This window comes from Halobium salinum (assembly GCF_026586625.1).
Classification (GTDB): domain Archaea; phylum Halobacteriota; class Halobacteria; order Halobacteriales; family Haloferacaceae; genus Halobium; species Halobium salinum.
This window is the reverse complement of the sequence record NZ_JAODIW010000006.1, coordinates 1,049,910-1,062,990: the sequence shown is the minus strand read 5'-3', so window position 1 is coordinate 1,062,990 and position 13,081 is coordinate 1,049,910. Positions and strand designations below refer to the sequence as shown.

Sequence of the window (13,081 nt, the reverse complement as noted above, 5' to 3'; positions counted from 1 at the left end):
GATGGCAACCGACACCAACCGAATCGAGAGCTTCGGCACGGTGAGCCGGACCGTCGGCACCGCCTTCCGCTACCTGCTGCTGGCGGCGACGCTGTTCGGCATCGTCATGCTCGCGGTGTTCCTCGTACAGGTGTTCAACGACGCCATCCAGCCGCTGACCGCCGACGCCGGCTGGCATCTCACCTTCCTCCTGACGCTCGTGGTCCCCACCGTCGCGCTCTCCGGATACCTCTACCTGCGGACCCCGAGCGCGCTGAGGCTGGGCGCCGCCGTCGTCGGGACACTCGTCGTCACCCTCATGTTCGGCGCCGGCCTGGCGATGGTGTTCGTCGACGTCGTCGTCCCGCTCGTCTGGCTCTCGTACGTCGTCGCGCTGGCGATACCGGCCGTCACCGTCGTCGGCCTCGAAGCGGCAGACAGGCGGCTCCCCTTCACGGTCCGTACGGGCCTGACCGTCGCCGTCGCGGCCCTCTCGCTCCTGTTCGTTCCCGGGGTCGTCCAGACCGTCCCGTTCGTCCCGACCGACTGGATGATTGTCGCGCTCACCATCGGCGGCCCGCTGGCGCTCGTCGTCGCCGGGCGCTTCGGGAGCCTGACGGACCGGCGTGGAGGGCTCGCCGCCGGCGTCGTCGCGCTCGGCGCCGTGGCCGTCCTCTCGCTGCTGGGGCCGTTCGTCGGCATCGACCCGCTCCCGATGTCGGTGCTCGCCGCCGTCGCCTTCGTCCCGACCGCGGCGTACGCCGCGAGCGCAGCGCTCTCACGCCCGGCCGACCGGGCCGGCCTCGCGCTCCCGGTCGTCGTCGTCGGCGGGGCGTTCCTCGGGGCGTTCGTCGCGAACCTCGCCGGCTTCGCCGGCCCCGAGTCGTGGGTCGACTGGCAGTTCCTCACGAGCGCCCACAGCTCCGACCCGGTCGCCGCCGGGCTGTACCCCGCCATCGCCGGCTCCATCCTGCTGATGGTCACCGTCGCCGCGCTGTCGTTCCCGCTCGGGGTCGGCGCCGCGGTGTACCTGGAGGAGTACGCCCCCGACAATCGCCTCACCCGACTCATCGACGTGAACATCTCGAACCTCGCCGGCGTCCCCTCCGTCGTCTACGGGCTACTCGGCCTCGGGGTGTTCGTCACCTACCTCGGCCAGTCGACCGGGACGGTGCTCCTCGGGGGTGCGACGCTCGCGCTGCTCATCCTTCCCGTCGTCATCATCTCCTCGCGCGAGGCCATCCGGTCCGTGCCCGAGGAGATGCGACAGGCGTCCTACGGGATGGGGGCGACGCGCTGGCAGACGGTGAAGAACGTCATCCTCCCCCGGGCGTTCCCGGGTATCCTGACGGGAACCATCCTCTCGCTCGGTCGTGCCATCGGCGAGACGGCGCCGCTTATCATGATCGGCGCGCCGAACGTGCTGTTCAGCACCCCGACCGAACTGTCGGACAAAGTCAGTGCGATGCCCCTGCAGGTGTACTCCTGGGCGACGACGTTCGCCGGCGACGACTTCTACAACGGACTCGTCCCGGCGGGCGTCGTCGTGCTGCTGGTCGTGCTGCTGGCGATGAACTCCGTGGCTATCGTGCTACGCAACAAGTATCAGACCGAGGCGTGAACCAATGAGCAACGACACACCCATGACACAGAACGAGGAGGCGAGCACCGAGAGCGAGACCGGGAGCGCGGACCCGACCGGCGACACGCTGGTCGAGACCGACGTGAGTTCGGGGCTCGACGGCGGGACCCCCCAGCGGAGCACCTCCCGGACCCTCATCGAGTCGAAGAACGTCAACGTCTGGTACAACGACGACCAGGCGCTCAAAGACATCTCGATGGAGATTCCCGAGAACCGCGTCACCGCGATGATCGGCCCCTCGGGCTGCGGGAAGTCCACGTTCCTGCGCTGCATCAACCGGATGAACGACCTCATCGACGCCGCGCGCGTCGAAGGCGAACTGACGCTCCGCGGGAAGAACGTCTACGACGACGACGTCGACCCCGTCGCCCTGCGCCGGCGCGTCGGGATGGTGTTCCAGAAGCCCAACCCGTTCCCGAAGAGCATCTACGACAACGTCGCCTACGGGCTCGAAATACAGAACAAGTCCGGCGACCACGACGAGATCGTCGAGCAGTCCCTCAAGCGCGCGGCACTGTGGGACGAGGTGAAGGACCGACTCGACGAATCCGGCCTCGAACTCTCCGGCGGCCAACAGCAGCGCCTCTGCATCGCGCGCGCCATCGCGCCCGACCCCGAGGTGCTGCTGATGGACGAGCCCGCCTCCGCGCTCGACCCCGTGGCGACCTCACAGATCGAGGACCTCATCGCCGACCTCGCCGAGGAGTACACGGTCGTCATCGTCACGCACAACATGCAGCAGGCGGCGCGCATCTCCGACAAGACCGCCGTCTTCCTCACCGGCGGCGAGCTCGTGGAGTTCGCAGACACCCAGAAGGTGTTCGAGAACCCCGAGAGCCAGCGCGTCGAAGATTACATCACGGGGAAGTTCGGGTAGCCGGTCGTTCTACTCCCGCCTCGGTCACCTCCCCGTCCACCGAAACCCATGCCACGTCGCGACTACCAGGACCAACTCGACGCGCTTCGACAGGACATCTGTGACCTCGGTGACGACGTCGCCGACCGACTCGCCGTCACTCTCGCCTGCTACGAGCGCGAAGACACGACCGCGGCGAGCGCCGTTCGCGACGGCGACGGCGAGATAAACCAGCGATACCTCGACCTCGAGTCCGACTGCATCGACCTGGTCGCACTCCAACAGCCCGTCGCGGGCGACCTCCGACTCGTCACCGCCTCGTTCAAGATTCTCACCGACATCGAGCGTGTCGGCGACATCGCCACCAACCTCGCCGCCTACGCCGAGGACGCTCCCTTTGGCTACGCGGAGCTGAACCTCGTCGACCTCGGTCTCGTCGCCCACGAGATGTTCGAGCGTGCGGTCACGGCCTACGCCAACGGCGACGTGGAGGCCTGCCGCGAGATTGCGGCCCGCGACGAGGAACTCGACGCGATGTGTACGGAGGTGACCGACCGCGTCATTCGGGGGCTCGCGACCGCCTCGGGCCGTGCGGACATCGAACGCGCCGCCGAGGACGTCGAGAGCGTCCTGATGACGGTCCGGGACGTCGAACGCGTCGGCGACCACGCGGTGAACGTCGCCGCCCGGACGCTGTACATGGTCGAGAACGACGACGAACTGCTGTTCTGAGCCGTCCTGTCGGCCGTCCGAACCGCCGTGCGCCGGTCGAAGAGTACATAAGTCGGCCCGTCAGAAGTTGCCGATATGCCCCGAAACGACTACCAGAAGAAGCTCTCCGAGCTCCGCGACGACGTGCTCTACATGAGCGAGGTCGTCGCCGAGCGCCTCCGGATGGGCCTCGACGCGCTCGAACAGAAAGACGAGGAGTTGGCCGACCAAGTGATTCAGGGTGACGGTGAGATAAACCGAATGTATCTCGACCTCGAACAGGACTGTGTCGACCTGCTCGCGCTCCAGCAGCCCGTCGCGGGCGACCTCAGATTCATCGCCGCCTCGTTCAAGATAATCACCGACCTCGAGCGCATCGCCGACCTCGCGACCAACCTCGGCGGCTACGCCATCGAGGCCGAGAAGGACGTCTTCCCGGACGTGGACGTCCAGCGACTCGGCGAGTACACCCTCGACATGCTCGACGGCGCGATGCACGCCTACAGCGAGGAGGTCCCCGACGAGTGTCGTGCCGTCGCCGAAGCCGACGAGGACCTGGACGCGATGTGTGGTGCCGCCAGCGAGACGGTCGTCCGCGACCTCATCGAGACCGACGAGTTCGACGCCGGTGCGGAGACGAGCGACGGAGAGATGGAAACGCTGATGCAGGACGTCTCCCGGCTCCTCCTCACGATTCGTGACCTCGAACGCGTCGGCGACCACGCCGTCAACATCGCCGCCCGGACGCTGTACATGATCGAGAGCGACGACGAGCTTATCTACTAAACCCACCTTTTTTGCGGGGGTCCTCGCGCGGCGAAGCCGCGCTCGAACCCCCGCAAAAAATCTGGACCAAAAAAGGCCGCTCGCTCGGCCTTCGGCCTCGCTCGCGGTGCGATGCGGTGGCTGCTCCGCACAGTACCGAGACGGCCTTCGCCGTAACCCGCCGCCGAGAGGGTTCCCTTCGTCGAGTGCGACCCAGCAGAAAGTACTTGTTACACTTACCTGAAACGACGGTATGCGCCGACGCAGCCTCCTCTCCCTCCTCGCTACCGGTCCGTTCCTCGGCGGGTGTGCTGGTCGAACGCCCGCGTCCGAACCGTCGAACGCGACCACCCCGTCGAGCGGTTCGACCACGACGGTGTCGACGACGACAGCGACCGAGACGGCCACACCGCAACCGACGTCTGCACCAGCGACACCGAGGAGTCCCGCCGAACTCGCCACGCCCGACTCGGTGGACTGTGCGGACACCGAACCGCTCGGCGAGTACTTCGACTCGGCAGGTGGCTCCGGCGACGTGACCCACAATCGAGCCGACGGGTTCGTCCTCTCCGCTTCGCCGTCGGCGGTGTCGAAGGGCGAGGCGCTCGTTCTCACGCTGGAGAACGTCTCTGCCGAGACTCTGGAGACCGGCGGCTACGGGCAGTTCGCGATTCAGCGACGGACCGACGACGGATGGAAACACGTCCTCTCGCTCCGGCGGTCGAACTTCACGAGTATCGCGTTCCGACACCGGCCCGGCGGCGGCTTTCGCTGGGCGTTCACCGTCAGCGAGCGCGGCTTCTCGAAGGGGCAGTACACGATGTGCACCCCATTGAAACCCGGCGAGTACCGATTCGTCTACTGGGGGTTGTCGGGAGAGAAGGCAGTGGCGACGCGATTCAGAATCGGGGAGTGAGCGTGTGCGGTGCGGTCGGCGTAGTGGTAGTACCGCGAGTGAGGGCCGTCAGGCCCGAACGAGCGGCTTTTTGTCGCCAGAAACCGGAGGTTTCTGGCTGGATAGCCAGAACGCGTCGCGTTCTGGCGAGGGCCGAGCTTTTTCGAGGAGCGGTTCCGCAGCGCGGCTTCGCCGCGCGAGGAAACCCGACGAAGAAAAAGGTCGAGGTTATTACTGGAAGCCGATTCTTCCGTCCCGCCGTTCCGCGAACTCCTCGCCGCCGCCGCCCTTGAACCGCTCCTGCATCTGCTCGTAGTACTCCATCAGGTCGTCTGTGATGGTCGGGCGCACCGACTCCATCGCCTTGCGGAAGTGACGCATCTCGACCTCGTCGGCGTCGTCGTTCTCGCGCAGCGCCTCGATGGCGGCCTCGCGGGCGATGCTCTCGAGGTCGGAGCCGACGTATCCGTCGGTGATCTCGGCGACCTCGTGGAGGCTCACGTCGGGCGCGAGCGGCATCCCGCCGGTGTGGATGTCGAGAATCTGCTCGCGGCCCTCCGCGCTGGGTTCGCCGATGAGCACCAGGCGGTCGAAGCGACCCGAGCGGATGAGCGCGGGGTCTATCATGTCCGGCCGGTTGGTGGCGCCGATAATCATCACGTCGCCCATCTCCTCCAGCCCGTCCAGTTCGGTCAACAGCTGGTTGACGACGCGCTCGGAGACGTTGTTGCCCATGTCCTGTCCGCGGGCGGGCGCCAGCGCGTCCAACTCGTCGAAGAACACGATGGTCGGGGAGACCTGCCGCGCCTTGCGGAACGTCTGGCGAATGGCCTTCTCGGACTCGCCGACCCACTTCGACAGCAGCTGCGGGCCGCGCACGGAGATGAAGTTCGCGTTCGTCTCGTTGGCGACGGCCTTCGCCATGAGCGTCTTGCCGGTGCCCGGCGGCCCGTAGAGGAGCACGCCCTTCGGCGGCTCGATGCCCATGCGCTGGAACTTCTCCCGGGCGGTGAGCGGCCACTCGACGGACTCCTTGACCTGCTGCTTGGCGTTGTCGAGTCCCCCCACGTCGTTCCAGGTAATCTTCGGGAGTTCGACCAGCACCTCGCGCATGGCGCTGGGTTCGACCTCGCCGAGCGCGCCGCCGAAGTCGTCGCGCTTGACGATCATCCGGTCGATGAGGCTCGGCGGGATGTCCTCCTCGTCCAAGTCGATCTCGGGTAGGTACCGCCGGAGGGCCTTCATCGCGGCCTCCTTGGTGAGGGACTCGATGTCGGCGCCGACGAACCCGTGGGTCTCGTCGGCGAGGTGGTCGAGGCTCACGTCGTCCGACAGCGGCATCCCGCGGGTGTGAATCTGGAGAATCTCCTTGCGGCCGATCTCGTCGGGGACGCCGATCTCGATCTCGCGGTCGAACCGGCCCGGCCGACGGAGTGCGGGGTCGACGGAGTCGACGCGGTTCGTCGCGGCGATGACGATGACCTGGCCCCTCGTTTCGAGCCCGTCCATCATCGTCAGCAGCTGGGCGACGACGCGACGTTCGACCTCGCCGGTCACGTCCTCGCGCTTGGGCGCGATGGAGTCGAGTTCGTCGATGAAGATGATGGCCGGCGACTCCTCCTTCGCGTCCTCGAATATCTCCCGCAGTTGCTGTTCGGATTCGCCGTAGTACTTCGAGATGATTTCCGGACCCGCGATGGAGAAGAAGCTCGCGGAGGTCTCGTTGGCGACCGCTTTGGCGAGGAGGGTCTTCCCGGTGCCCGGCGGGCCGTGCAGCAGCACACCCTGTGGCGGCTCGATGCCGAGCTTCTTGAATATCTGCGGATGCTTCATCGGGAGCTCCACCATCTCCCGAACGCGCTGAATCTCGTTCTGGAGGCCGCCGATGTCCTCGTAGGTGATGCCGCCGCCGGTCTTCTCGAAGCCGGAGATTGGCTCCTCGCGGAGTTCGACCTCGGTGTCCTCGGTGATGAGACAGACGCCCTCGGGGTCGGTCTCGACGGCGATGAGCGGGATGGCCTGGCCCGGCGAGCGCATGAATGGGTGATTCGTGCTCGACATCACGGGGACGATGTCGCGCTCGACGACCGGGCGCTTCAGAATCTGCCGTTTCACCATGCCGGCGGCGTCGCTGCCGAACTGGACGCTCGCCTCCTCCGGCGGGGCCAGCGTGAGCTTCTTGGCCTTCTTGGCCTCGGCCTTGCGGATGGTCACGCGCTCGCCGATACCCACGTCGGCGTTCTGGCGGGTGAACCCGTCGATGCGGACCGTGTCCGTGTTCCAGTCTTGCCGGTCTGCACGCCACACCTTCGCGGCGGTGGTCTCGCCGCCCTCGATCTCGATGATGTCGCCGGGGGAGAGCTTTAGATGGAGTAGCGTGTCCGGGTCAAGACGGGCGATGCCGCGACCCGAGTCGTTCGGGTACGCTTTCGCCACCTCGAGTTGGACTTCGTTCATGATTCTCTCGCGGAGATACTGTTGAGTCCGCGCGGACGATGGATAAGTGCTTTGTTACCCCCGAGTGTCAGAGTCTAGCTTGGGTTATAGTGTCATGGTGTGAGAATCGCCGGACGAGAGGCCGTTGGACTCTGTAGGGTCCCGTTTACCGGGTCGCTCGACGGGGCCTCCGCGGTCGGGTCGCGCACTCGGAAGGGCAGTCTCGTGACGGCGGGACTTTTGTCCGCGGCCGACCCTCTTCGACCATGACCACGCTCGCATTCGACGGCCGGATGGGCGCGAGCGGCGACATGCTGCTCGCCGCGCTCGTTGCCGCCGGCGCCGACCCCGCGGTCCTCACGCCCGTCGAGGGGACACTGGACGTACAGTACGTCTTCGGAGAGGTCGGCAAGAACGGTATCGCCGCGACGACCGCGGCGGTCCTCCTCAACGAGGACGGGGAAGGCGCGCCGGAGGGCGACGACGGTCACGACGACCGTTCCGACCGGAGCGACGGTGACGACGCGGCTCACGGGCACGGAAACGGTGGCGACGACCGAGAGAGCCACGCCCACCACCACGACGGCGGCGAGGACGGTCACGACCACGACCATCACGACCACCACCACGACCACGACCATCACGACCACCACGACGACCACCACCACGACCACCACCACGACGACCACCACCACGACCACCACCACGGGACTCCGGGAACCCCCGCCGAGGGTCACGGCCCCTACCGGAGCTACCGCGAGGTCGTCGGACTCGTCGAGTCGATGGGCCTCCCGTCGAGCGTCGAGCGCGACGCGCTGGCGACGTTCGAACTGCTCGGCGAGGCCGAGGCGTCGGTCCACGGGACGACCCTCGACGAGATTCACTTCCACGAGGTCGGCGCCGACGACGCCATCGCCGACGTGGTCGGGGCGTTTCTCCTGTTCGACGACCTCGGCGTCGACCGGGTCGTGACCACACCGCTCTCGACCGGCGGAGGGGAGGTGTCGATGGCGCACGGCACGTACCCCGTCCCCGCCCCCGCCGTCGTCGAAATCGCCGGACGCGCGGACTGGTCGCTGAAAGGCGGTCCCGTCGAAGCCGAACTGCTCACCCCGACGGGCGCCGCGATTCTCGCTCACGCCGCCGAGGGGGTCGAGTCCCTCCCGCCGCTCCGCGTTCGCGCGTCGGGGTACGGCGCCGGCGGCTACGACTTTCCGGACCGGCCGAACGTCCTCCGCGCGCTCGTCGGCGACGGCAGCGGGTCCCTCGCGCGCGACGAGATTACTGTTCTCGAGACGAACATCGACGACGCCCCGCCGGAGGTGCTCGGTGGCCTCCAGGAGACGCTCGCCGAAGTCGGCGCGCGCGACGTGTCGATTCTCCCGGCGACGATGAAGAAGTCCCGACCCGGCCACCTCGTGAAGGTGGTCGTCAAACCCGAAGACGCCGAACGCGTCGCCCGGAGACTCGCCGAGGAGACCGGGACCCTGGGCGTTCGCGAGCACGGCGCCGGCCACCGCTGGGTCGCCGACCGCGACTTCCGGACCGCGACGGTCGCCCTCGACGGCGACGACTACGAGGTGAGCGTGAAGGTCGCGAGTGACACCGCCGGCGACGTGTACGACGTGAGCGCCGAGTTCGACGACGCGATAGCGGTCGCTCGGGAGACCGGACTGTCGGTCCGCGAGGTGATGTATCGCGCCGAACGGGCGGTCCACGAAGCCGAGGAGGGTCGGGAGGCCGACGAGCGTCACGAGGAGTAGGCGTTCACCAAGGCGTTCACCACCCGGTGGGTCGCCAACGTTGAAGTACGAGGGCGGGACCACGGCGACCCGTGCCCGACTGACCCGTGTCGGGACGGTTCGCGACGGCGCGACGCCACCGTCTCGGCCGTCGACCCCCGTCGGTGTCGCCAGTCAGCCAGTTCCGGCCCCCGTTAGTCCCGTCCCGACAGATGCTATGCCGGCGCCGACCGGCGCTCGAACGCCGCGCGGACGGCCTCCGGTGGGTCGAGTTTACGAAGCTCTGCGGCGACGTCTACCGCCGCGTACGGTTCGGTGCCGTCGGCGCGCTTCTGGAGGACGCTCACCTGATAGAGGTAAGAGAGCCGGAGGAGCCACCGCGCCCGGTCGTAGTCGGCCTCCGTGCGGAGCATGAACGTGGTCCAGCCGGAGTCGGTGAGGAGGTGGTGGACGCCGGTGAGGTCGGCGTCGACGAGCACGTCGCGCAGGCGTCGGAGGAAGTTCACGTCGAGCATCCCCCACCCGTGGACGTGACCGATCTCTCGTGAGGCGACGAGGAACTCCGTTCCGCCGAACCGGTGGTCACCGACCGTCACGCCGGGCCACGAGCCCGCTTCTCGAATCAGCCGCTCGACGAGCGGTGAGTTCCGTCGAATCATCACCAGTTCCGTAGGCGCGCCGAGGAGATAACCGTGGCTCGCTGTGGTGGACACACCTGCCCGCCCGACCGCCGGCCGACTGGGTCGGACGACGGCGGTTCCGGGCCGGAGGGCGACCGTCGGCTCTCGACTCGGGGCGCTCGGCCGTCGCTCAGTCCGCCACGTCGACGTCGTCTTCGTCGCCCGGCAGTCCGTCCAGGAACGCCCGAACGAGCGGGGCGAGGTCGGGACCCATCTCCTCCTGGACGTAGTGGCCGACTCCGTCGAGTTCGTGGACCGTCGCGTCGGGGAACAACGCCTGCCACACTCGGAGCATTCCGGCGTCGAACCCGGGGTCCTCCATCCCCCAAACGAGCAGCGCCGGGTAGTCGGCGAGCGCTCCGCGACGGTCCCACAGCGAGGCGAGCCACTCGGTCTCGCCGAGAATCTCGCGGGGGAACACCCACGAGCCGCGTCGGTCCTCGGGCCTCGAGAGCGGTTCGAGGTAGTGGCGGTGAATCTCGGGGGTGAGCCGCGACGGGTCGGCGTAGAGCCGCGGCATCACGTAGCGGGCGAAGACGTTGTACCGCTTCGACAGCCCCCGTCCGAGCGGCCCGCCGAGCAGTCGGCTGAACGCGCGGGTCACCCGGTCGTCGTCGATAGGCCAGACCCACGTGTTCATGACGACGAGCGCCCGGACGTTCTCCGGGTGGTCCAGGGCGTACGAGAGGCCGATGGGGCCGCCCCAGTCCTGAACGACGAGCGTGAGGTCGGTCAGCCCCAACTCCGCGACGAACTCCGCGACGACGGCGGCGTGGTCCTCGGGTCGGTAGGAGAACCCCGGCGGGCGTTCCGAGAGCCCGAACCCGAGGTAGTCGAGCGCGATACAACGGTACTCGTCGCCGAGTCCTCGGACGAGGTGACGGTAGAGGAACGACCACGTCGGGTTGCCGTGGAGCATGAGCAGCGTCCCGCGACCGCCGTCCTCGGGGCCCTCGTCGACGTAGTGAACGGCACCGGCCGAGAGACCGACGCAGTGCGAGTCGAAGGGGTACGCCTCTCGGTCGAGCCAGGCCGTGTCGCGGCCGTGGGCCGTGTCCCGCTCGTCGGCCGACTCGCCACGAGGGGTGCTCACCGCGCTGTCGCGGTCGGCGGAGGCGTCCGTGGCGTCGGCGGCCGAGGGGACCGCCCCGGTCGAACTGTCGGAAGTCATCGCTACCAGAGTACGACAGCGGACGGCATAAGGCGTCGTTCGGGTGGCGCCGGTTCGTATCTCCCCTGTCGCCCCCGGCTCGGTCGCTCCTCGTCTCGTCGTCGGTGCACCCTCGTCCACCGCGGTCGCCCCCGCTGTCGGTTGTCCTCGGTCGCCTCAGTCGCGGTCGTCCGGGTTGTTCTCTTCGCTTTCGGCCGCTTCGTCGCTCGCTTCCCGGCGCCTCCGGTGCTCGGCGAGCGCCTCGTCGACGGTGAGTTCCCCGGCGGCGACGCGGCGGGCGAGCGCCTCGTCGATGGTCACCTCGCCCGCCGACAGCTCCCGCGAGCGGCTCTTGATGCGCTGAATCTCGCCGGCGGTGGGGTCGACCGCTCGCCCCTCGACCCGCTCGCCCGCGCGGCGGGCGATGTTGACGGCGGCGAGTACGTCCCCCATCCCTCGGGCGCCTTCGCCGAGGTACGGGGTGGTGCCGGTTTCGTCGACGAGTTCGACGGGGACGTCGTCGAGGTCGTTGACGATTCGGGCGCTCTGGAGCCGAGCGCCGTCGCCGACGCGGACGAGCGGGTCGGCCGCGTCCTCGACCTCGCGGCGGACGAGCGCCACGGCGTCGGCGAGGGGGACTTGGAAGACGGAGACGACGGTGTCGCCCACGAGGACCGCGATTCCGGGGCGAGTGCCGGGGTCGACGCCGACGACCGTCCGACCCTCCTCCCCACGGAGTGCCGTCATAGCCGCCTCGACGGCGCGTCTGGCGGCGGTTTCTGCGTCGTCTTCGGGGGCGGTGCCGGCGACGACGACCGCCACGTCCGACGCGGTCTCGGCCGCGAGGCGCTCCTCGACGCCGTCGTCGACGCCAGTGATGACGACCGAGGTTCGCTCGGGGAGGGGCGCGTCCGGTTCGACGGTCGTGAAGACGGCGCCGCGGTCGCGCAGGAGGGAGACGAGGGCGTGATACAGCGCGAAGTCCTCGGTGGCGACGACGATCACGACACGCACTCGCTCGGCTCCGGGGTAAAGCGTTGTCGTGTGAGTAGGGTCCCGGTGTCCGTCCGAGTCCCGAGCCACGAGAAAAGCCATTAGGAATGAAAGTCAGTAAATAAAAACACTATTAGTGGGGTGTCCGTTACCTCGAGACACCGCACATGTGAGTCGACACCGTTCGCGTGCCAGTGACCGACGTCCCTCGCCGTGCGGTTCTCATCTACTCCGTTTCTGAACGCAGTTCGCTTCGACTCGATTCGACCCCATTCGTCGGGTTCGGCCCCGACCGACACCCGGACGGAGAGCCACCGGAACCGACACCGGACGGTTTTTGCGCGGGCCCGCACAAGAGCGCTCGTGACCGACGTAGACGTCCACGCCGACGCGGACGCCGCCTCGCCGGTGGCGACGGGCTGTACCCCCATCGACGACCTGCTGGGCGGCGGGTTCGAGCGCGGCACCGTCACCCAGGTGTACGGCCCGCCGGCCGCCGGGAAGACGAACGTCGCCCTCACCGCCGCCGTCGAGGTCGCGGCGGCCGGGGGGACGGTCGTCTACATCGACACCGAGGGGCTGTCGCTGGACCGGTTCCGCCAGCTCGTCGAGGCCCGTGCCACCGACGAGCCCGTCGAGGAGGTCGCCTCCCGCATCGTCGTCACCGAGGCGTTCGACTTCGAGGAGCAGGAGCAGGCCGTCCGCGACGCGGAGGAGTTCGCCGAACGCGCAGATCTCATCGTCCTCGACAGCGCGACCGGGTTCTACCGGCTGGAGCGCGTCGGCGACGGCGACGGCGGGGAGTCCCTCCGCCGGGTGGCTCGGCAGGTGACCCACCTCCTGTCGCTCGCCCGAAAACACGACATCGCGGTCGTCCTGACGAACCAGGTGTACACCGACCCCGACTCCGACCGGACCCGCCCGCTCGGCGGCCACACGCTCGAACACTGGACCGGCGCCGTGCTCAGACTCGACCGCTTCCGTGGCGGGAACCGGCGCGCGACGCTTGAGAAACACCGGGCGAGACCCGCCGGCGAGAAGGCGACGTTCCGCATCACCGAGACGGGCCTCGCGGCGGCCGACGACGTCTGAACCGGGAGAGTAGCGTCGCTGAGGACGTCGGAATCGGAATCGGAGTCGTGGTCGGCCTTCGACGGAGCGACGAGTGCCGACCGGCGTCGGACGCCGAGAGGGGGAACCGGTCCCCGGGTGGCCGACCCCCGAGACGAGAA

The 13,081-nt window shown here is 68.3% G+C and carries 11 protein-coding genes; 7 read left to right on the top strand and 4 right to left on the bottom strand.

Features of this window, described 5'->3' with window-relative positions:
* The first annotated feature begins 1 nt into the window (after nt 1).
* The 5 genes from pstA (at nt 2) to N5095_RS08640 (ending at nt 4,869) form a co-directional block, all read left to right on the top strand.
* Complete coding sequence (gene pstA / locus N5095_RS08660) at nt 2-1,600, top strand: phosphate ABC transporter permease PstA (protein ID WP_267622372.1); 1,599 nt, start codon at nt 2-4, stop codon at nt 1,598-1,600.
* A 22-nt stretch (nt 1,601-1,622) separates the two neighbouring features.
* Entirely contained in the window at nt 1,623-2,498 is an 876-nt protein-coding gene (pstB, locus tag N5095_RS08655) for a phosphate ABC transporter ATP-binding protein PstB (protein WP_267623023.1), read from the top strand.
* A gap of 48 nt (nt 2,499-2,546) precedes the next feature.
* Entirely contained in the window at nt 2,547-3,209 is a 663-nt protein-coding gene (phoU, locus tag N5095_RS08650) for a phosphate signaling complex protein PhoU (protein ID WP_267622371.1), read from the top strand.
* Between the two features lie 75 nt (nt 3,210-3,284).
* Nucleotides 3,285-3,974: a phosphate signaling complex protein PhoU gene (gene phoU / locus N5095_RS08645; RefSeq protein WP_267622370.1), complete on the top strand. Its 690-nt coding sequence runs from the start codon at nt 3,285-3,287 to the stop codon at nt 3,972-3,974.
* Nucleotides 3,975-4,425: 451 nt separating this feature from the next.
* On the top strand, nt 4,426-4,869 hold the full coding sequence (locus tag N5095_RS08640; RefSeq protein WP_267622369.1) for a hypothetical protein: 444 nt from the start codon (nt 4,426-4,428) through the stop codon (nt 4,867-4,869).
* Between the two features lie 210 nt (nt 4,870-5,079).
* Here N5095_RS08640 and N5095_RS08635 read toward each other — a convergent pair whose 3' ends face one another.
* Nucleotides 5,080-7,305: a CDC48 family AAA ATPase gene (locus N5095_RS08635; protein ID WP_267622368.1), complete on the bottom strand. Its 2,226-nt coding sequence runs from the start codon at nt 7,303-7,305 to the stop codon at nt 5,080-5,082.
* 245 nt (nt 7,306-7,550) lie between these two features.
* Here N5095_RS08635 and larC point away from each other — a divergent pair, with 245 nt between their 5' ends.
* The gene (gene larC / locus N5095_RS08630) at nt 7,551-9,047 is read left to right on the top strand and encodes a nickel pincer cofactor biosynthesis protein LarC (protein ID WP_267622367.1); all 1,497 of its coding nucleotides are present in this window, start codon (nt 7,551-7,553) and stop codon (nt 9,045-9,047) included.
* A gap of 194 nt (nt 9,048-9,241) precedes the next feature.
* Here larC and N5095_RS08625 read toward each other — a convergent pair whose 3' ends face one another.
* From N5095_RS08625 to N5095_RS08615, 3 genes are all read right to left on the bottom strand, one after another.
* Nucleotides 9,242-9,685 carry a luciferase domain-containing protein gene (locus N5095_RS08625; protein WP_267622366.1) on the bottom strand — a complete coding sequence of 148 codons (444 nt, stop codon included), beginning with the start codon at nt 9,683-9,685 and terminating at the stop codon, nt 9,242-9,244.
* A gap of 151 nt (nt 9,686-9,836) precedes the next feature.
* Nucleotides 9,837-10,877, bottom strand: coding sequence for an alpha/beta fold hydrolase (locus tag N5095_RS08620; RefSeq protein WP_267622365.1), 1,041 nt, complete (start codon nt 10,875-10,877; stop codon nt 9,837-9,839).
* A 156-nt stretch (nt 10,878-11,033) separates the two neighbouring features.
* Nucleotides 11,034-11,861, bottom strand: a complete 828-nt coding sequence (locus N5095_RS08615) for a hypothetical protein (protein WP_267622364.1) — start codon at nt 11,859-11,861, stop codon at nt 11,034-11,036.
* Nucleotides 11,862-12,212: 351 nt separating this feature from the next.
* On the opposite strand from N5095_RS08615, the gene radB reads away from it, so the two are divergent.
* Nucleotides 12,213-12,941 (top strand): DNA repair and recombination protein RadB, encoded by a 729-nt coding sequence (gene radB / locus N5095_RS08610; protein ID WP_267622363.1) that lies wholly within the window; start codon nt 12,213-12,215, stop codon nt 12,939-12,941.
* Nucleotides 12,942-13,081 lie beyond the last annotated feature (140 nt).

Excerpts from the sequence above, each read along its gene's own strand:
- pstA (WP_267622372.1), top strand. The coding sequence starts at position 2 with ATGGCAACCGACACCAACCGAATCGAGAGCTTCGGCACGGTGAGCCGG.
- pstB (WP_267623023.1), top strand. The coding sequence starts at position 1,623 with ATGACACAGAACGAGGAGGCGAGCACCGAGAGCGAGACCGGGAGCGCG.
- phoU (WP_267622371.1), top strand. The coding sequence starts at position 2,547 with ATGCCACGTCGCGACTACCAGGACCAACTCGACGCGCTTCGACAGGAC.
- phoU (WP_267622370.1), top strand. The coding sequence starts at position 3,285 with ATGCCCCGAAACGACTACCAGAAGAAGCTCTCCGAGCTCCGCGACGAC.
- N5095_RS08635 (WP_267622368.1), bottom strand. The coding sequence starts at position 7,305 with ATGAACGAAGTCCAACTCGAGGTGGCGAAAGCGTACCCGAACGACTCG.
- larC (WP_267622367.1), top strand. The coding sequence starts at position 7,551 with ATGACCACGCTCGCATTCGACGGCCGGATGGGCGCGAGCGGCGACATG.
- N5095_RS08625 (WP_267622366.1), bottom strand. The coding sequence starts at position 9,685 with ATGATTCGACGGAACTCACCGCTCGTCGAGCGGCTGATTCGAGAAGCG.
- N5095_RS08620 (WP_267622365.1), bottom strand. The coding sequence starts at position 10,877 with ATGACTTCCGACAGTTCGACCGGGGCGGTCCCCTCGGCCGCCGACGCC.